This window comes from Mesorhizobium sp. M2E.F.Ca.ET.209.01.1.1, from assembly GCF_004010375.2.
Taxonomy (GTDB): Bacteria; Pseudomonadota; Alphaproteobacteria; order Rhizobiales; family Rhizobiaceae; genus Mesorhizobium.
On the sequence record NZ_SADP02000006.1, the window covers coordinates 225,381 to 244,271 of the forward strand.

Genomic DNA, 18,891 nt, shown 5'->3' on the forward strand with positions numbered 1-18,891 from the left:
GGTGAGGGTGAGGATGGACAAGGAATATGACTTTATCGTTGTTGGTGGCGGCTCGGCCGGCTGCGTCGTGGCTTCGCGCCTGAGCGAGGATGCCGGCTCACGCGTGCTTCTTGTCGAGTTCGGCAGGAAGAACGACGGTCCTCTGGTTCGCTGGCCAGCGGGCTACGCCAAACTGCAAGGCCCGAGGTTTCGCTACGAGTGGGAAACGGTTCCGCAGCCGGCTCTCAACAACAGGCGCATGCTTTTCCCGCAGGGCAAGGTTCTGGGCGGCGGCTCATCGGTCAACTCGATGGTCTACATCCGAGGCAACCGTCGCGACTACGATCAGTGGCGCGACTTGGGCAACGAGGGATGGGGCTATGATGATCTGTTGCCCTATTTCCGCAAATCCGAGGACAATGAGCGATACCTCGACGATTACCATGGTCAGGGCGGGCCGCTTGGCGTGTCCGACCAGCGTTCGCCGATCGACCTGACGCGGGTCTATATCCGCGCGGCGCAACAGGCTGGCTACCCCTACAACACCGATTTCAACGGCGCGCAACAACATGGGGTCGGTTATTATCAGGTCACTCAGCGCGCGGCACGTCGCTCGAGCGCCGCGCAGGCCTTTATCTACCCCAATGCCAATCGCAAGAACCTGACGGTGCAAACCGAGGCCCGCGTGCTTCGGGTGTTCGTGGAGAACGGCCGCGCGAGAGGCATCGAGGTCGCAATAAAGGGACAGACAAGCCGGATCGAGGCCAGGTCCGAGGTCATCCTGTGCGCGGGCGCAATCAATTCTCCGAAAATCCTGCTGCTTTCAGGCGTCGGACCAGCCGCCGAACTCAAGCGCGCGGGCGTGAGGGCGATTCATGATTTGCCAGGCGTCGGCAAGAATTTGCAGGATCATCTGGACGTCTATTGCTGTGCCAGCCTCAGGGAACCGGTATCGTATAACGGTCACGACAAGGGCCTGATGGCGGCTTGGCACACGCTGCAATTTCTGGCCTTCGGCACTGGCCCCCTCACGTCGAATGTCTGCGAGGGTGGAGGCTTCGTATCGACTGATGGGAACACCGATTGGCCCGACATCCAGATGCACTTCCTTCCCGCCTACGTCATCGATCATGGCCGCGTGCAGGTCAAGGGCCACGGAATGACCCTCAACACCGCCTATCTTCGACCCGAAAGCCGCGGAGAGGTGATGCTGGCGTCCGCGGATCCGGCGGCCGAGCCGATCATTGATCCGAAATACATGACGCATGAGCGCGACTGGGCGCACACCGTCAACGGGTTCAAGATTGCTCGTGAAATCCTGTCACAGACCGCTTTCGCCAAGATCTACAAGGCCGAACACTTGCCTGGCGCGCAACGAACGAGCGAGGAGGATTTGCGTGCCTATGTTCGAGAATGGAGCAAGACCGACTTTCATCCTGCAGGGACCTGCAAGATGGGTTCCGACGAAATGGCTGTTGTGGACACCGACCTCAAGGTCCGTGGCATCGACGGACTACGGGTGATCGATGCCTCTATCATGCCGACGCTGGTCTCAGGCAACACCAATGCGCCAGCGATCATGATCGGCGAGCGTGGCGCCGATGCGGTGAAAGGGCGCAAGTTGCCGCAGCAGCACACGCTCGCTCGAGAGGTGCAGCAAAAGCTTCCGGCCCACCCGGCTACTTGACGGCAGCGACAAGCTCGATCTCGACGCTGGAGTTGCGCGGCAGTTCGGCAACGCCAACCGCGGAGCGCGCGTGATTGCCGCGTTCGCCCAGCACCTCACGCAACAAAAGGGTTGCAGCGTCGGCCACGCGGGGCTGGAGATTGAATCCCGGTGCCGACGCGACGAATACTGTCATCTTCAGGATCTGGACGACATTGTCCAGACCGCCGACGGCATGCGCGAGAGAGGCAAGCGCGTTGCGCATCGCAAGGTCAGCCGCTTCCTTTGCCTGTTCGAGCGTGACATCCGATCCGACCTTGCCCGGGTGGAGATCCTCATCGCCGGTCTTGGGCACATTACCGCTGACCCAGGCCTGGCCGTCGTGCACGAGAACCGAAGTGTAGCCATAAGCGGGCGGTTGGTAGGCCGGGATCTCGTATCCGTTGTAGGTGAAGGCACCTGTCATTGTTGTCTTTCCTCCTATGGGCCCCGCGGTGTTTCTGGCGGCCGCGTCTCTCGTGAGCACCGCTAAGATTTGCAACTGAGGGCGAGTTGCTGGACTTATCCGGAGAATGTCGGACATGTGTCATAAAAATCGCTTGCTGTAAAACAAATTAGCTGACAGATTACAAATATGTGCAAACGCCAAGCCCCGGCAGAGCGATGAAGCTCAAACTGGCAGACCAGGTCTATTCCGCTCTTCGGCAATTCGTCGAAGGCGGTGAGTGGCCAGAGGGCACGCGGATACCTCCGGAGACCGAGCTTGCGAAGAACTATGGCGTCTCGCGGCCCGTCGTCCGGGAGGCTTTGATCAGGCTCAGAATGGAAGGCTTGATCGGATCGCGCAAAGGATCCGGGAACTTTGTGATCGGCAAAAATGGCCTGGACTCGGGTGGCTACAGGCCAATCGAGAACATAGCCGACCTCATCCAGGCGTTTGAATTTCGATTCTCCGTGGAATGCGATGTGGCTGCTTTCGCGGCGCTGAGGCGGACCGACGAGGAGTTGGAGGAAATTCGCATTGCCTCCGCCGTCGTCAGGAAACAGTCGAACGAGGAGACCTTCGGCGATGCCGATTTCGGGTTCCATCTGGCGCTGTCCCGAGCAAGTCGAAACGCAATGTATGAGACCACGCTCAGCATGCTGCGCACGCAGATCGTCTTCGGGATGCGGCTCGTAGGAGAATTCTCTCAACAACAAGCGGCTACCCGGTCCGAGGCGATCTTCGAAGAACACGAGGTGATCGTCGACGCCGTTGAAGCTCGAGATGCCGACAAAGCCCAGTTGGCAATGGGTCGGCATCTCATGAACTCACGACGCAGGATCCTCGGCTTCGAAATTGCAAGTGATTGGCAACCCACATTGGGCACCGGACCGTCGATCCGAAGGGGGCAGAATTGAAGCGGCCCCTCGGTCCGCCGCACTTGCGTTCTTGCCGACCGCGATCGCTCGGGCGTAGCGCCCCCTCGATCGCAGATCTGTGCACCCAGCCCGCGTTTTCCAGCGCGATTTCGGTCGCCGCCCGGTCCGGCGGCCCTGTGAGAGGTTAGTTTATGTCTTCGTTGTCCATCGATAGTGTTTACAAATATTATGGCCCCAACCTGTGCGTCTTGAAAAACATCAACATTGACGTCGCATCCGGCGAATTTCTCGTTCTTCTCGGACCATCAGGATGTGGCAAGTCGACGTTGCTCCATGCAATCGCCGGCCTTCATAGAATCAACGCTGGCGAAATCCGCCTTGGGGAGCGCGTCCTCAACGAAGTGCCCTGTCAGCACCGCGACATCGCGATGGTGTTCCAGTCCTATGCGCTTTATCCCTCGATGACCGTCAGGCAGAACATCGCTTTTCCGCTGGAAATGCGAAAACTGCCGAAGCCGGAACGTGACAAGGCAGTCTCCGACGTCGCCAACCTGCTCCAAATCAGCCATTTGCTTGATCGAAAGCCAGGGCAATTGTCTGGCGGGCAGCGGCAGCGGGTAGCAATTGGCCGCGCATTGGTGCGAGAGCCAAGCCTTTTCCTTTTCGACGAACCACTATCGAACCTCGATGCTCTTCTGCGTGTCGAAATGCGGACCGAGCTGAAGAAGCTGCACCACCGGATGGGTCGAACCACCGTCTATGTGACACATGACCAGATCGAGGCCATGACGCTGGCAAACCGCATCGCCATCCTGGACAAAGGTGTCGTTCAGCAACTGGGAACCCCAGGCGAGGTCTACAATCGACCTGCCAATCTCTTTGTTGCAACTTTCATCGGCAGCCCGCGCATCAACCTTTTGCCCGCGGTCAGCAAGGGGGGGAGGGTGGTGCTGGAGGGGTCAGGAACAATCCTGCCGGTCCCGCAGGAATTCGCCTCGGCCTTGCGCCAGGATGGTCGCAGGGTCACGGTCGGAATTCGTCCGGAGCACTATGGCCTGGCAGAGGGTAACGCCGCGAGCGAGAAGACCGTCGACATCGAGGCCGACGTCAATCTCATTGAGCCGACGGGATCAGACGATGTCATTTTGTTTCAGCATTCCGGCGTGGAACAGTTGGCCCTGCTGCGGGCAGGGCATGTGAGCCAGAGCGGCAGGGCGCGGCTGCGTGTCGATACGTCACGGATCAGCGTCTTCGACAGCGGGTCCGGCGAGCGCCTTCAATGAGCCTGGATGCCGATATCTGCATGGCAGCTTCCTGGCTTGGAGACGCATCCGTCGCCCTGTCACCATGGCGGCAAATCATGCGCGGCACCGGGTGCCCATCGGCACCTGCCCACGCGATCGGCGTTACAGGTGTCTGGCGCCAAGGCGCAACTGTGCCGGCCAGCCAGCCCGAAGGTTTTGTGCCCGTATTGAGCATGCGCAAAGCGCACCACTTCCAAAGCCTCCATGCTGCTGGCGGATCCTTCTTTTCGCCTTCAGCTGCTGTCGATCCCGCATTGACGATTAGCAGCCCAAGCCGTGCGCGTAGGCGATCGGCTGACATCCATCCTCGTTCATCAGGAACCGTGCAATGACAAAGCAACTTCGATGGGGACTTGTCGGCGCAAGCCGCATAGCCGCTGAGTGGATCATCCCGGCGATCAGGGCGACACCAGGAAACGAAGTGGTTGCCGTCCAGGGCAGCAACGCGGCACGTGTGAGCGAATATGCCCGGACCAATGACATCCCGCTTACCTGCGAGTCGCTTGAGGAGCTGCTCTCGGCCGGTGTCGATGCGGTCTACATCTCCAACACCAACGAAAAGCACGCGCGCGCCGCCATAGCGGCGCTCAATGCTGGCAAGCATGTGTTGGGTGAGAAGCCGATGGCCATGACCGAACAAGACGCCCGGGAAATGGTTTCGTTGGCAAAACACAAAAATCTTGTCTTGGCGATCAACCATCATTTGCGCGGCATGAATAGCCACCGCAAGCTACGTGAACTTGTCGAAAGTGGCGTGCTCGGCGACCTTGTCGCGGTTCGCGCCATGTTCGGCGTTCTGCTGCCCCAGCACAATCGCGGATGGCGCACCGATAGCGCTTCGGCCGGAGCAGGCGTTTTCTTTGACCTGACCGTTCATGACGCGGATACCCTGCACTTCATACTGGGTGAGAAATTTGTGCGTGTTGCTGCTTTTACTTCCAACAACGGCATCTCTGCCAAAGGGATTGAAGATGGCGTAGCCACGATAGCCCAAACGGCGTCTGGCCTCACAGTTCAGATCACGGAGAGCTTCGCGATCGAGCATGCGCGAACAACCCTCGAATTGCACGGCACCAAGGCTTCTGTCTTTGCCGATGACGTGCTGTTGCAGCGGCCCGGCGGCAGGCTGGAGCTAAGCGTGCAAGGCAACCGCCAAGAAATTCCGATCGAGCATGAAAACGCCTACCCCCGTGTCATAGCCGCCTTTGCCGATGCCGTCAGGGGCGTCGGCCGCCCGCTTGTCTCCGGCGAGGACGGTCTCGCATCGCTTCGATTTGCACTTGCCGCGCGGACCGCGTCCACAACAGGTCGAGTAATCGAAATCTGACCGCGTCACGTATGCGGATCGCGCCACCGGATCGCGCCGGGAGCATCATCCAAAGGATACAATCCGAATGACGATTGTTTCAAAGGCCGAACTGAGCTCTGCGCTCGCAGCGCTCCCGCGTGTGCGGCTGGCGCATCTTCCGACGCCCATCGACTACTGCCCCACGCTGACAAAGCGGCTCGAAGGACCGAAGATCTGGATCAAAAGGGATGACTGCACCGGTGTCGCCTTCGGCGGCAACAAGGTCCGGCAACATGAATTCATACTCGGTGACGCGGTTAGTCGCGGGGTCGACGTGGTGATCCAGGGCGCCGCGTCTCAATCAAATCAATCGCGCCAACTCGCCGCAGCTGCTGCGCGGCTTGGCCTAGACTGTATCCTGATGCCTCGCAAGGACGCCCACTACGATCATGTTCAAGGCAATCAGCTTATCGCCAGACTTTTCGGTGCCAAGATCGTGCCCGTGGACGCAACGGCTTCGCTGAAGCAGGCCAAGGAAGATATGGCGGCAAGACTGAAACGCGAAGGCCGAAACCCGGCTATCCTCGGTATGGGATCGCAATCCGCGCTGAGCTTGGCGGCGGTCGCCTATGTCAATGCGTATCTGGAGATATCTTCTCAGTTCGAAGCACTGGACGAAGCGCAGCCCACTCACATCTATGCGACCTCTCAGGGAAGCACGCAGGCCGGCTTGCAGGCGGCGGCAATGCTGCTTGGGCATTCCACTCAAATCCGCGGCATCAACCCGATGGACAGCCGCAACGAGGCCTATGAGTTTCCTTCCGCGATTGCCGGTCAGTGCGAAGCGGCGGCGCGTATCCTCGGGTTCGATTTGTCGGTCCCAGTGGAAGAAATCAGCAACTCCACCGATTGGGTGGGTGCCGGCTACGGCCTCCCCTCGGCGGATGGCCAAGAGGCGTCTGCCTTGCTGGCCCGAACCGAGGGTATCCTTGTCGACCCGGTGTACTCAGGAAAAGGGCTCTCCGGCTTGCTTGGCGATATAAGGTCTGGCCTTCTGACGGCGAAGGACCGCGTGGTGTTCATCCATACAGGCGGACTGCCAGCCATTTTTTCCTACGCCGACGCCATTCTGGCTTGTACCTAGATATGACCGTCACGAAGCTGACGAGCTGGTGTTGGCCGGCCCCAGCCTTTGCCAATTCGGTGGGACATCAAATCCCAGGATACGATGGCGCGACTGAAGCAGATGGTTCCGCATCGCGTCAAAAGCCGCTTGCGCGTCACCCGACTTGATTGCATCGACGATCAAGGCGTGTTCGCGATAAACGGTCTGAGCTCTTGTGGTGCTGCCGATCAGCGAGAATTCGCCCACCAGGCGCATACCCAAAAGTATCTGGGGATTGAGCATCGACAGCGTCGCTTCGAAGAGCTTGTTCCCAGTGCCCTTGGCAATCGCGATGTGGAATGCCAGGTCAAGATCACCGAAATCACTCTCGCTCAGATCGCTTTTGAACTTCTCATGCGCGGAGATAATTTCAGCCAGATCCTGCGGTTTGCCCCGCAACGCGGTGAATGCCGCAGCATCGCACTCAATCGTCAATCGGAACTCGAACGCGCTGATAAGGTCGGCAACATTCTCGATAGGGCTGTAACTTCGCCTAGGTGCCCCGTTGGCGGCAATGACCACGCTGCCTGAACCGCGACGGGAGTCGATGATCCCCTCGCTGCGCAGCTGCACCAGGGCCTCGCGCACGACGGGGCGTGAAACACCGAAGCTTGCCGCCAGTTCGGTCTCCGTAGGCATGCGTGTGCCTTCGCGCCACTCACCCTCGTCGATCTGACGACGCAAACCGTCATAGACGCGCTTCGAGAGCTTGATGCGCTCATCATTTGGAGCACCCATTCGCAAAATCCGCGTGATTCTCGCAGTTGTCTTACAAATCTACTCAAGCAAACACGGAAAATCCATAACGTGAGCATCGGGCCGGACGTCGTCCGCGGCAAATCAGCGGATGCTGGCGATCGACGGCCGCCATCTTCCGCAATCGAAACTAGAGCACCGTCCCCGCGCCAAACATTGTCAGCAGTTTGTCGGCTACCGCTTTTCCGAGAACAGCATGTTGTTGGACCTCCAGGTGGATACCATCCACCGGACTGACGCTAATGAACTGCGCGGCGTTCAGATAGTCGGCGCCGAAATGGGATGCGACATCCTTGTATTTTCCAGCCAGTTGGCCCGATTTGATGCCTCCGCCAGAAAAAATCTCGCCGAGGAATCCGACTTCCTCGATTGGGGCCGGAGCGATGACCAAGATGTGTGGATCGGATCCTCCGGGACCCGATTTGCCGGACAAGATCAGCTCGATCAACGCGACCAAACCCCGAGCGATGTCTTCCGAAGTAAGGCTGAAGCGTGTCTTCAGATCGTTGGTGCCGAGCATCAACACGATTGCGTCCAACGGACGGTGGGTATCGATGCATGGCTTGAGGTAGGTAAGTCCGTTGCGCGAGGCGCCTTCGATAGGATCATCAAGAGTTGTCGTTCGACCGGGAAGGCCCTCCTCGATTATGCGGAAGCCCTTTCCCAAGGCTTCCGCCAGAACGCCTGTCCAGCGTGCCGTCTCATCAAATCGCTGACTGTCGAACCAACTCTTGGCTGGGGCAGAGCCATGGGTGTTGCTGTCGCCGTAGCACAGAATGCGCCTCAATTTTGTCATCGATGTCGGACCATTTGCTGCGGCGGCAGTTTTCACATGACGAGCCCGTCGCATCACGCGATGCGACCAGCCGATGTCATGGCGTCGCCTTGACTTGGTTCCAAAGGTCAGTGCGCTTGGTGGGATCTTCGTCCGGCTGCATCCAGAAGATCTTGGTGCCCGCCGGTATGGTATCAGTGGACGTGACCGAATTCGCGTAGCCGGATTTCTCCGTTAGCTCTGCGGCGATCTTCTTGCTGATTACGAAGTTGATCCACTTCAAAGCCAGATCATAGGAGTCGCCCTTGGCCCCGCTCGTAACCGCCCATGTATCCACCCAGGCGATGACGCCTTCCTTTGGATAAGCTTGCTTATAGTTCAGGCCGCCGGCTGCGAGGGCCTTAATCTGCTGATCCGCATAAGCACCGAAAATGATCGGCGCATCATTGTTCTGCGCCAACTGAACCGAATCCTGCACGAACGTGTAGAAGCTCGCGGAGTTATGCTTCAGGTCTACCAGCTTCGGCATGGCATCCTTAAACTGCTGATCAGTCAGATGAAAAGGCGTCTGCACGCCGTTCATGATTGCCGCTGTGGCGAACGCACTTTCGCCGTCGTCATAGAGCAGCACCTTGCCTTTGTACTGAGGATCCCACATCACCGACCACGAGGTGGGCGCCGGATTCACCTTTGCGGGGTCATAGATCAGCGTCATCGGGCTGAAGGCATAGGGAATAAGATAGGTCTTGCCGTCGTGAACCGCGCCGGCGATCTTGGAAAGATCCTGGAACTGGGGCAATTGACCGGCATGATTCGGGATCTTGGACAGATCGATCGGCTGGAGCAGTCCCGCTTCGTAGTATCTCTGCATGCCAGCTGCAGCTGTCGCAAAGATGTCAAAGTCCTTGCCTTGGCTACCCTGGATCTTGGCCCACATCTCGTCGTTGGACCCTGCAAAAACCACTTCAACGATCGCGTTGTTGTCCTTCTCGAACTGCGCGACCCATTCCTTGTCGGCGTAACCGTCCCACGTCAGGATGCGTAGCTTGCCCCCGGCGTTTGCCGGTCCGGCAATGGCAAGTGCAAGGACGGACGATACCGCCAGCAGCTTCCCGATTTCGCCAAACAACTTTTTGTACATTCTCATCTCCTCTGGAAGGTGTTCCCACATCGTTGATCACTTGAGGCTGCCGCATTTTTGTCCGAGCGCGGTTCTGGTTCTTCTCGGCGAAGGATGTTCGTTGTCAAAGGTTCTCCCGCCGAGCGGCTTTGCTTTTGCTCGGCAATCTAGCTCCCCACGTCTTGCGAACGGGTCGGCTTCGTAGTGCATGCAGCATTCAGTCTGCAATCCGAAGAGTCAAGGGGTGGCGGTGGTTTTTTGAGCTAGGCCTTCATTTGCGGATCTCGCAATTTTTCGTGAACAGCCCCCGTCGGCAACCACGCAATCCAAAATTTGGCAAGCGCCAGAAAAGGCCAGCTCAGCGGCGGAAACCTGGTGGTCGCGAAGCCTCTGTCAATTGCGATGAGCAAGCTTCTTTCGGGGCTTGGCGGTGCCGGCGCGATAGCGTTTTAACGGCACGATCCCGGGGTGCGCAAAGCGAATTTGCAGTATTGCGTTCTGCATGCAATTTAGTATAGGTGCGGCTCATGATTGGCGGCGGTGGCATCGCCGACGCGATCCGCCAGGATAACGGGTTGCGGAGCCTAACCGGCTAATTGGGAAATGCTTATGAGCGACCAGCCTCTTATCGAAATGAGAGATATCGGCAAGATCTATGGCAGCCACACGGTCTTGCGCAATGTCAACCTTGACATCGGCCAAAACGAGTTTCTTGTGGTAGTGGGACCCTCGGGCTCCGGCAAAACGACAATCCTTCGCATGATTGGCGGATTTGTCGAACCAACAAGCGGGGACATCCTTCTCAACGGATCGCGGATTAACGGCATCCCGGTCAATCGCAGGCCGTTCAACACTGTCTTCCAGGACTATGCCCTTTTCCCGCACATGACGGTTGCTGCCAATGTCGGCTATGGGCTCCGGGTCAAAGGGCTGGCCGCCGACGAGATCAAGAAGCTGGTTGCGCAGACGCTAGACCTGGTAGGGCTGGGCCAGCTCGGGTCGCGCTATCCTGCGCAGATGTCTGGCGGACAGCGGCAACGAGTGGCCTTGGCGCGCGCCCTTATTTGCAAGCCGCGATTGGTCCTGCTGGACGAGCCGCTCGCCGCGTTGGACGCCGGCCTTCGCCACCAGATGCAGACGTTCCTGAAATCCATTCAGCGCGAAATCCAAACCTCATTCCTGTTCATCACCCACGACCAGGAAGAGGCCATCAGTCTGGCCGATCGCATTTGCGTCATGGATCACGGGGAGGTTGTGCAGGTCGGCCGGCCGGAAGAGGTCTACTATAGACCTTGCAATCGCTATGTCGCGGATTTCTTCGGTGACAACAATCTCGTTGACGCGCAGGTGAAGACAGTCAACGGCGATGGCGTCGCTGTGGAGACGCCTTTTGGGATGGCAGTGGCTCGGGGCGATCAAGGGATGCATTTCAACGCCGGCGAGACGGTGACGCTTGCGGTGAGACCCGAGAACGTTGAGCTTCTCGGAGCAAACGGATCCGCACCGGCCGGGCACGTCAAATCAGTTTCCTTCGTCGGGCCGTTGTCGCTTGTAGAAGTTGAATCGACCAAGTCGCCCGGTGCGACCCTGCACGTTAAACAACTCAGCAGCCAATTGGCTGCGCCGTTTAAAATAGGCGCCGGCGTGACAGTCTCGTGGAAGGGCAAAGAGACGTGGGTCATCCGCAAGTGAACTCCAGGAAAACTCCAGAGCTGGGATCCGCCCGAGAGGCGCGGCTAATCAATAGCCTCGTTGTCATCGCCTATGTCTTGCCGATCGCTTTGATCCTGGGGCCATTTTGTATTTTCTTCGTCGTCAGCTTCGGACGCGTTGAGGCCTCCGCCGTCGTTATCGACTTCAACCTGTCGAACTACGTTCGGATTTTGGCGGACTCTACCGTCCGCATGGTCATTGGAAGGACCCTCGTAATAGGCATTGCGACAGCCCTTGTATGCACTCTGGTCGGTTTTCCGGCCGCCTATTTGATGAAGATTCTTGGCCCGACGCGGCGCTCTCTTTTAATGGTGGCGGTTGCTGTGCCTTTGTTGATGAGCTACGTCATCAAGATCTATACAGTTCGCAATCTGCTTGGCACAAATGGCGTCATCAACCATTTCCTGATGGCCTCGGGCCTTGTCTCCCAACCGCTCGAATTCTTCACGCTAAGCTACTACGGGGTCTTCTTGACATTGACCTCGGTGTTGCTGCCGTTTGCCGTTTTTCCGATTTTCCTGTCCCTTGATCGCATTCCGGCAAGCTTGGTCGAAGCGGCCGCCGACCTGGGTGCCAGTCGCACGCGCATTTTCTGGACGGTGATATTTCCATTGAGCCTGTCGGGGGTGGCAGTTTCGCTGACATTCACGTTTGTGCTGGCGATCGGTGATTTCATCACCCCGGAACTGGTTGGGGGGCCCAACGGATTCACACTTGGCCGCATCATCTTCAGTCAGTTCGGTCTCGGCTTCAACTGGCCGTTCGGTGCCGCTCTCTCAATTTTCATGATGATGATTGTCACAGTTGCTCTGGCATTGGCTACTCGCATCCGTCCACCTGGAAAGGTGACATTTTGAAGTCCGCAAGCTCCACGGTTGTCGTCCTTTGCGCAGTGACAGCGCTGATCTTGGCTGTCCTTTACGGGCCGATTCTCATGGCCATCGTTACCGCCTTCGTGCCGATCCGAGGCGGCGTGTTCCAATGGGATCAGGTCTCGATCGTGGCGTTCGAGAGCATCAATGGCGACATTGTCGATGCCCTGAAGTTGACACTGATCGTCGGGTTTGTCGCTTCCACGATCGCGTTGGCGATCAGCACCGGAATTGCTCTTTACTGCGCACCAGGAACTGGCTTGGGCAGAAAGTTCATTGAGTTCCTGATCTTCCTCCCGTTTGTAATGCCTCCTATCATTACAGGGCTCGCGCTCCTGATCTCTTTTCGAGAGGCCGACGTGCCGAGGTCGCTTTTGACTGTCTTGGTTGGCCATGTCACGATCTTGCTGGCGATCGCCTATCGGACCATCGTGACGCGGCTGCGTGAAATGGGCGCCTCTCTGGTCGAGGCGTCGCTCGATCTGGGTGCCAGCCGGCTTCAGACTTTCTGGTGGGTTGTGCTACCCAATCTCAGACCGGCTCTGATGGCGTCATTCGTCCTATGCTTTGCGTTATCGTTCGACGAGACCATGGTCACTCTGCTTCTGACCGGTGGCCAAAGCACTTTCCCAGTTCGGCTTTGGGGCATGATGCGCCTTGGCTTCTCGCCCTCGATCAGCGCGCTGGTCGTCTACATCCTCGCCGTCAGCACGGTATTGAGCCTCTTCCTCATTAGGCTTTTTGTCCCCGCGCGCTCCAAGGCAGTCGCGTAGAAACGAAGGGTTGCCACTGCGACGCTGGTCATTCTCCGCTCAATGACCTCGACAGGACGTCGATGCGGTCCAGCTCACGTTCGCTCATTAAACCAGTTCCAATTGGTCCAGAGCTTTCAAACGCGGGCAGATTAGCAAGGCAGGATGCGGCAGAACCGGCGAGCAGCCGTCTGGAACGTCAGGGACCTTGTGGAGCCGTGCTCCTGGTCCCACGTCACCATAGTGAAGGTGGCGCCGGATCTATTTGAACCTGAAATACGCGGGACGTTACCCGACGAGGTGTTCGCCAACGGCGCGGTGCCGGCACCACAGATTCCAGCTGTGCACGGCTTATCCCGAGCAATACCGCCGCTAGGGCGACGATATGGCGGGCAATCGCGACGAATACCTTGCCTTGCGCACGACCGCGGCTCTGACTTTGCCGACAGGGTGAAGCCGCGGGCGCCGGTACGCGATGGCCACTGATCAATGTCGATCTGCCCGACTGACTGCCTTTCGCTACCGGCAATCCAGCCCGATATCCAGGATCGGCGCGCTGTGAGTGATCCAGCCGACCGAGATCAGATCGACGCCGGTCGCGGCGATCGCAGGTGCCGTCTGCACGGTCACCCGGCCGGACGCCTCGGTGATCGCGCGGCCGTCAACCATCGCCACGGCCTCGGTCAGCTGCTCGATGGACATGTTGTCCAGCAGCACGGCGTCGACGCCCACCGTCAGCGCGACATCGAGCTGTGCAAGCGTGTCGACCTCGACCTCGATCTTGACCATGTGGCCTGCGGCCGCCCGGGCGCGCTCGATGGCGGTGCGGATGTCGCCGGCGATCGCTATGTGGTTGTCCTTAATGAGAGCGGCGTCATCGAGGCCGAAGCGGTGATTGCCGCCGCCACCGGCGCGCACGGCGTATTTCTCCAGGGCACGCAGACCGGGTGTGGTCTTTCGCGTGCACACGATCTTGGCCTTGTGGCCGCGCACAGCATCGACGATCGCCGCGGTTTGTGTCGAGACGCCGCTCAGATGACAGAGCAGGTTGAGCGCCGTCCGCTCGGCCGTGAGCAGCGCGCGGGCAGGTCCGCGCACCGACGCTATGATGTCTCCCGCGGAGACGCCGCTGCCGTCGGCGTGGATTATGGTGACTTCGGTTCGTGGATCGATCAGCTCGAAGGCGAGGGCGGCGACAGTGAGGCCGGCAATCACGCCTGGCTGTCTTGCGGCAAGCACCATCATCGCAGTGGCGTCCGGAGGAACGATCGCTTCGGTGGTGAGGTCGCCGGCGCGGCCAAGATCCTCGAGCAGGGCGGCTCGCACCAGCGGCTCGACCATCACGTGCGGCAAAGGCGTCAGCGCCATGGTCAAGCCCTCCTGTCGAGCAGCGTTGCGGTGTCGGGTATTGTGTCGGAAAGGATCGCCGCTGCTTCGAGCGTCTCGTCCATGGTCAACCGCAGCGATCGTGACCGAGCATCGCGCCAGGGAAAATCGATCCGGAAGTGCGAGCCCCGGCTCTCCTCGCGGCGAAGGGCGGCGATCGTGATCATCAGCGCGACCAGCGCAGGATCCGAAGCGGCATCGCGACCGGCGACAATCGGCGCCAAGGCCTTTGCAGCTTCGCGCAGCATTTGTCCGTCGCGCTCAATGCCGAGCGCGTGCGAAACGATCGGTCGGATGCGCGAGCCGTCCGGTCGCCGCGGCACGATAGGCGGCTTCAGCCGTCTGTTCGCGGTAGGCGAGGCGGCGACGCTTGCTGCGACCGAGGCAGCGCACACCACTGCTTCAACGAGCGAGTTGCTTGCGAGACGGTTAGCGCCGTGCAGCCCGGTCCGGGCGACCTCGCCACAGGCCCACAGGCCGCGCAGCGAGCTGCGGCCTTCCGCGTCCACGGCCACCCCGCCCATATGGTAGTGAGCCGCGGGACACACGGGGATCGGGTCCACTGCGGGGTCGATGCCGGCCTCGCGGCAGAGCGATGCGATCGCGGGGAAGCGCTGGGCGAACCTCGGCCCGAGACACCGCCGTGCGTCGAGAAACACGCGATGCCCGGCGCGAAGCTCACGCCACACGCCGCGCGCCGCCACGTCGCGCGGCGCGAGTTCTCCCCCTGGTGTATCGGCGAGGAAGCGCCTGCCGCGCTCGTCGACAAGAACCGCGCCTTCGCCGCGCACCGCTTCGCTTATCAACGGCATCGGGCGCCGCGGACCAACGAGCGCGGTCGGGTGGAACTGCACGAATTCGAGATCGGCAAGCTTCGCGCCGGCACGTGCGGCAAGCGCCAGGCCCTGCCCGAACGAGCCGAGCGGGTTCGTCGTATGGTCGAACAGGCCGCCTATGCCGCCGGTCGCAAGCACCACGCTTCGTGTAGAGAGCGTCATTGCGTCGCCGTTTCCGACGGCAAGCACGCCGGCGATTTCACCGTCCTCGACGATCAGGCGCCGCACCTCGACGCCCTCGAGGACGGTGATCGAAGGCGTCCGCCACACGGCGTCGGCGAGCGCGCGGACCAGTTCACGGCCGGTGGCATCGCCGCCGGCATGAACGATCCGCCGGCGTGAGTGCGCGGCTTCGAGTCCGAGCAGCAACGTGCCGTCGGAAGCACGGTCGAAAGCAACGCCCAGGCGCGCGAGATGCTCGATCGCATGCGGCGCCGACTCGACGACGCGCCGCACTGCCTTCTCATCGCAAAGCCCGTCGCCGGCCGCGAGCGTGTCGGCCAGGTGCAGGTCCGGACTGTCATCGCTGCCGAGGCTCGCCGCAACCCCACCCTGGGCTAGCATGCTGGAGGCTTCTTGTCCAAACGAGGATTTGGAGATGAGAACGACCGGCTCCGGAGCGAGATGCAGCGCTGTCATCAGCCCCGCGATGCCGCCGCCGGTGATGACCGGCCGGCCGTGGAGGTTTTGCATGGTCATACGGCGAGCATCCGCTCCACCGTGTGGCGCGCTCGCTCGGCGACATCAGGATCGATGGTCACGATGTGGCGGTTCTCCTCGAGTGCCGCGCGGATGTTGGCGAGCGTGATGCGCTTCATGTGCGGGCAGAGATTGCAGGGGCGCACGAAGTCGACCTCAGGATGCTCGACGGCGACGTTGTCGCTCATTGAGCATTCGGTCATCAGCACGACCCGCGCCGGCTTGTGCCGGCCGACATAGTCCGACATCGCCGCGGTCGAGCCGGCGAAATCCGCCTCCGCGACAACCTCCGGCGGGCACTCGGGATGGGCAAGCACGGTGACGCCGGGATGCGCCTCGCGCAGCTCGCGTATATCGGCGGGGCTGAAGCGCTCATGCACTTCGCAATGCCCCTTCCAGGCGATGATCTCGACCTTCGTCTGCGCCGCGATGTTCTTCGCCAGGTACTCGTCCGGCAGCATGATCACCCGCGGCGCGCCGAGCGATTCCACCACTTGAAGCGCATTGCCCGAGGTGCAGCAGATGTCGGACTCGGCCTTCACGGCGGCTGAGGTGTTGACGTAGGTCACGACCGGAACGGCGGGATAGCGCTGCCGCATCAGCCGCACATCCGCAGCCGTGATCGAGTCGGCAAGGGAGCAACCAGCGGCAAGATCCGGAATGAGCACGGTCTTGCCGGGATTGAGGAGCTTCGCCGTCTCGGCCATGAAATGCACACCCGCCAGCACGATGACGTCCGCATCGACCGACATCGCCTTGCGGGCGAGCGCCAGGCTGTCGCCAACGATGTCGGCCACGCAATGGAAGATCTCGGGCGTCTGGTAGTTGTGCGCCAGGATGACGGCGTTGCGCTCGCGCTTGAGCGCCAGGATGGCGTCGATGTCGTCGGTGAAGGCCGGCCATTCGATCGGCGGGATCACTCGCCGAACGCGATCGTAGAGGGATGCGGCGGTCGAAGGCGAAGTAGGCATCGGCGCTCCACTTATTCTCTAAGTGAGTATAATCGGCACATATTCTTATTATGAGAATAAGAACTGTCAAGCGCGCGATAGTGGCAGTTTCGTCCCTGCGGCAACCCGTTCGTCGAGAACGGCGTGGCGGAAGCGAAAGAGCTTCGCCGGCCGCCCGACAGTGTCGGCAGTCGTCTCGCCTGTCTCCTCGACCAGTTCCTGCTGCTCGATGAGGCGCCGGAAGTTCGGCTTGTGGACCAGCCTTCCGGAGAGCGCTTCCACGGTGCGCTGCAACTGGAGGAGGGTGAAGACCGGCGGCATCAATTCGAACACCACCGGCCGGTATTTGATCTTGGAGCGCAGCCGCGCGATCGCCGTTGCCAGGATGCGACGATGGTCGGCTATCATCGTCGCGCCGGGTACCGGTGGCGGCGGTGCCCTTCGCTCCGACCCGCGCGTCGCCTCCTCGATCAGACCTGCCTCGTAGAGAAGTTCGTAGCGTTGCAGGACGAGTTCCTCGTTCCAGTGACGGCCGTCAAAGCCAAAGGCGATTGCGGCCCGCTGCCGACGCTCGCGCCTGATATGGTCTTGGCCAACGCCGTCCGCCCAAGCCAGCAGCCGTGGCTGCAGAATATCGGCGACCATCGAGGGGATGTCGGAACGGTGGTCTTCCCAGGGGAAATAATCGTACCAGCTCCGCCAGGCGCGCTTGCCCGGGCCGGCGGCGTGCTCTGCGCGCGTTAGGGCGAGATAGCTGATCGAGATCACTCGCTGTTGGCGCTCTTCACCGATCCGGTCACGGTCGGCAAACGTGTAGAGTTGCTCGATGTAGCCGAGCTGGTGGCCGGTCTGATGTTCCACCCATCCTCGCAACCCGGACTGCAGCGAGCGATGGCCATGCTCGAAGGGACCCGACGGCAAGGCATCGCCAGCCCCAACGGCAAGGACGCTTGGGCGATGCTCGGTCATCGCCACAACGACAGCGATCAAGTCCACGCTAGCATTGTGGGCCTTGCTCGAACGCTTAGCCTTGCTGCCTGTCGCTGCCTGGTCCTGCATGATCTCCCGCGCGTCAGTCAGCACTGGTCGAGAAGTTGAATCGGTTCGACACGAAGGTGGACTGCGACCGGGGCGCGGTCAACGGCCCTGGATCGGTCTTCATCGGCCGCAGCCGGTGCCTAGCAACGTCTCGGTGCTGACCGCGACTGGTGCCATTCAAGCAGCTTCTCGCGGGCAAGCGTGGGGCCGAAGTACCGGTAGCGATCGCGCACCAGATCCGACGGGTGCAATACGCTCGGTCCACGCCGGCGTTGCGAGGTCGTCAGCCTCCCTTTCAGTTTCGTGTTGGCAAGCCGTCTGAGATGTGAAGTCGCGGACTGTCGCATCTATAAATTGCTCAAGTGTCACATCTCTATATAGTTGCTACGAGCGGAAATTGCATAACAAACATTATGGAACTTGCGGTGACCGGTCCGGTACACTTGTGCGTTATTCGATTGACAGTTAGCGTTACCATTTGCACTGGTCATTCAATTGAGGAGCTTGCGAACCATTGCAATACGGACAGCGTGTGGCAGGTTTATCGCCCCGAGCTTTTCTCGCACATTGTCGAGATGATATTGCACGGTTCTGTGCTCTATTCCGAGAATGGCAGCAATCTCCGGCATATATTTTCCCAGAGACGACCACGTGAGGCATGCAGCCTCCTGCGTTGTTAGCCGCGTTTCCGTCCTCTCACACTCAGCCGCGCTTAGTATGCTCAGCTTGATGTGGACGAAAGCCACCGCCGTCGCTGTCCGGTGACTGTCTTGTAGGGGCGAGATTTCAGTGGACTGACGGGAGGACGCCAAGGTGAGCATCGCCACGGTTCCAAAACTCACTTGCAGGGGAATTGTCAGTCCTGACCGAATACCAAAGTCGGTCGCCTCTGAAACGAAACGCCGCTCTTCCGGCGATCGTCGCCTTGGATGTAGATCCTCGGTCGACCAAGAGAAAGGTGCATTGAGTCGTTTCGCTTTCGTCACCACGGGATCGATGCTGGAGTACCGTTTGCGAAAATAGGTCTCTCGCCATTCGGGTGGATAATCGCTCGATACCCCGGCGCCAGTCAGACCGGAATGGAGATATGCGTACCGCTCAAAGCCACAATCCACTACAAACTTCTTCAGAGCGTTTCGCACCGCGCGTTCGTCGCGAGCAAGATCGATGGCGTCGATCAAAGCGTGAACTTGTTCGTCCAACGAGGCACCCCTGTTTAGCCTGACTCTA

General features: G+C 60.0%; 17 protein-coding genes. 8 read left to right on the forward strand and 9 right to left on the reverse strand.

What is annotated here, in order from left to right; all coding sequences use genetic code 11:
* Positions 1 to 13: 13 nt before the first annotated feature.
* A complete protein-coding gene (locus tag EN852_RS14295) occupies positions 14 to 1,666 on the forward strand; it encodes a choline dehydrogenase (RefSeq protein ID WP_127875721.1) in 1,653 nt (550 codons plus the stop codon).
* Here the strand turns inward: EN852_RS14295 and EN852_RS14300 are convergent.
* On the reverse strand, positions 1,659 to 2,111 hold the full coding sequence (locus EN852_RS14300) for a RidA family protein (RefSeq protein ID WP_127227935.1): 453 nt from the start codon (positions 2,109 to 2,111) through the stop codon (positions 1,659 to 1,661). The genes EN852_RS14295 and EN852_RS14300 overlap by 8 nt on opposite strands.
* A 197-nt stretch (positions 2,112 to 2,308) precedes the next feature.
* Here EN852_RS14300 and EN852_RS14305 point away from each other — a divergent pair, with 197 nt between their 5' ends.
* The 4 genes from EN852_RS14305 to EN852_RS14320 all read left to right on the forward strand — a co-directional run bounded on the left by EN852_RS14305 (position 2,309) and on the right by EN852_RS14320 (position 6,743).
* On the forward strand, positions 2,309 to 3,046 hold the full coding sequence (locus EN852_RS14305; RefSeq protein WP_127875720.1) for a FadR/GntR family transcriptional regulator: 738 nt from the start codon (positions 2,309 to 2,311) through the stop codon (positions 3,044 to 3,046).
* A gap of 152 nt (positions 3,047 to 3,198) precedes the next feature.
* On the forward strand, positions 3,199 to 4,290 hold the full coding sequence (locus EN852_RS14310) for an ABC transporter ATP-binding protein (RefSeq protein WP_127868185.1): 1,092 nt from the start codon (positions 3,199 to 3,201) through the stop codon (positions 4,288 to 4,290).
* Positions 4,291 to 4,639: 349 nt separating this feature from the next.
* The gene (locus tag EN852_RS14315; protein WP_127875719.1) at positions 4,640 to 5,638 is read left to right on the forward strand and encodes a Gfo/Idh/MocA family oxidoreductase; all 999 of its coding nucleotides are present in this window, start codon (positions 4,640 to 4,642) and stop codon (positions 5,636 to 5,638) included.
* 67 nt (positions 5,639 to 5,705) lie between these two features.
* The gene (locus EN852_RS14320) at positions 5,706 to 6,743 is read left to right on the forward strand and encodes a pyridoxal-phosphate dependent enzyme (RefSeq protein ID WP_127875718.1); all 1,038 of its coding nucleotides are present in this window, start codon (positions 5,706 to 5,708) and stop codon (positions 6,741 to 6,743) included.
* Positions 6,744 to 6,752: 9 nt separating this feature from the next.
* On the opposite strand, the gene EN852_RS14325 is transcribed toward EN852_RS14320, so the two are convergent.
* The 3 genes from EN852_RS14325 to EN852_RS14335 all read right to left on the reverse strand — a co-directional run bounded on the left by EN852_RS14325 (position 6,753) and on the right by EN852_RS14335 (position 9,436).
* Positions 6,753 to 7,502, reverse strand: coding sequence for a FadR/GntR family transcriptional regulator (locus tag EN852_RS14325; protein ID WP_127875717.1), 750 nt, complete (start codon positions 7,500 to 7,502; stop codon positions 6,753 to 6,755).
* A gap of 148 nt (positions 7,503 to 7,650) precedes the next feature.
* On the reverse strand, positions 7,651 to 8,352 hold the full coding sequence (locus tag EN852_RS14330; RefSeq protein ID WP_210238245.1) for an SGNH/GDSL hydrolase family protein: 702 nt from the start codon (positions 8,350 to 8,352) through the stop codon (positions 7,651 to 7,653).
* A gap of 40 nt (positions 8,353 to 8,392) precedes the next feature.
* On the reverse strand, positions 8,393 to 9,436 hold the full coding sequence (locus EN852_RS14335) for an extracellular solute-binding protein (RefSeq protein WP_189545930.1): 1,044 nt from the start codon (positions 9,434 to 9,436) through the stop codon (positions 8,393 to 8,395).
* A 588-nt stretch (positions 9,437 to 10,024) separates the two neighbouring features.
* Between EN852_RS14335 and EN852_RS14340 the strand changes: the two genes are divergently transcribed.
* The 3 genes from EN852_RS14340 to EN852_RS14350 all read left to right on the forward strand — a co-directional run bounded on the left by EN852_RS14340 (position 10,025) and on the right by EN852_RS14350 (position 12,773).
* The gene (locus EN852_RS14340; protein ID WP_246694286.1) at positions 10,025 to 11,107 is read left to right on the forward strand and encodes an ABC transporter ATP-binding protein; all 1,083 of its coding nucleotides are present in this window, start codon (positions 10,025 to 10,027) and stop codon (positions 11,105 to 11,107) included.
* Positions 11,089 to 11,985, forward strand: coding sequence for an ABC transporter permease (locus EN852_RS14345; RefSeq protein ID WP_127875714.1), 897 nt, complete (start codon positions 11,089 to 11,091; stop codon positions 11,983 to 11,985). The genes EN852_RS14340 and EN852_RS14345 overlap by 19 nt, the downstream gene beginning before the upstream one ends.
* Before the next feature lie 77 nt (positions 11,986 to 12,062).
* Entirely contained in the window at positions 12,063 to 12,773 is a 711-nt protein-coding gene (locus EN852_RS14350; RefSeq protein ID WP_127405068.1) for an ABC transporter permease subunit, read from the forward strand.
* 498 nt (positions 12,774 to 13,271) lie between these two features.
* On the opposite strand, the gene nadC is transcribed toward EN852_RS14350, so the two are convergent.
* The 5 genes from nadC to EN852_RS14375 all read right to left on the reverse strand — a co-directional run bounded on the left by nadC (position 13,272) and on the right by EN852_RS14375 (position 18,863).
* Positions 13,272 to 14,120 (reverse strand): carboxylating nicotinate-nucleotide diphosphorylase, encoded by an 849-nt coding sequence (gene nadC / locus EN852_RS14355; protein ID WP_127875713.1) that lies wholly within the window; start codon positions 14,118 to 14,120, stop codon positions 13,272 to 13,274.
* A 2-nt stretch (positions 14,121 to 14,122) separates the two neighbouring features.
* The gene (locus EN852_RS14360; RefSeq protein WP_127875712.1) at positions 14,123 to 15,673 is read right to left on the reverse strand and encodes an L-aspartate oxidase; all 1,551 of its coding nucleotides are present in this window, start codon (positions 15,671 to 15,673) and stop codon (positions 14,123 to 14,125) included.
* Entirely contained in the window at positions 15,670 to 16,644 is a 975-nt protein-coding gene (nadA, locus tag EN852_RS14365) for a quinolinate synthase NadA (RefSeq protein ID WP_127875711.1), read from the reverse strand. The genes EN852_RS14360 and nadA overlap by 4 nt, the downstream gene beginning before the upstream one ends.
* Before the next feature lie 66 nt (positions 16,645 to 16,710).
* On the reverse strand, positions 16,711 to 17,682 hold the full coding sequence (locus EN852_RS14370) for a hypothetical protein (protein ID WP_127875710.1): 972 nt from the start codon (positions 17,680 to 17,682) through the stop codon (positions 16,711 to 16,713).
* Positions 17,683 to 18,152: 470 nt separating this feature from the next.
* Positions 18,153 to 18,863: an autoinducer binding domain-containing protein gene (locus EN852_RS14375; RefSeq protein ID WP_127868197.1), complete on the reverse strand. Its 711-nt coding sequence runs from the start codon at positions 18,861 to 18,863 to the stop codon at positions 18,153 to 18,155.
* Between the last annotated feature and the right edge of the window lie 28 nt (positions 18,864 to 18,891).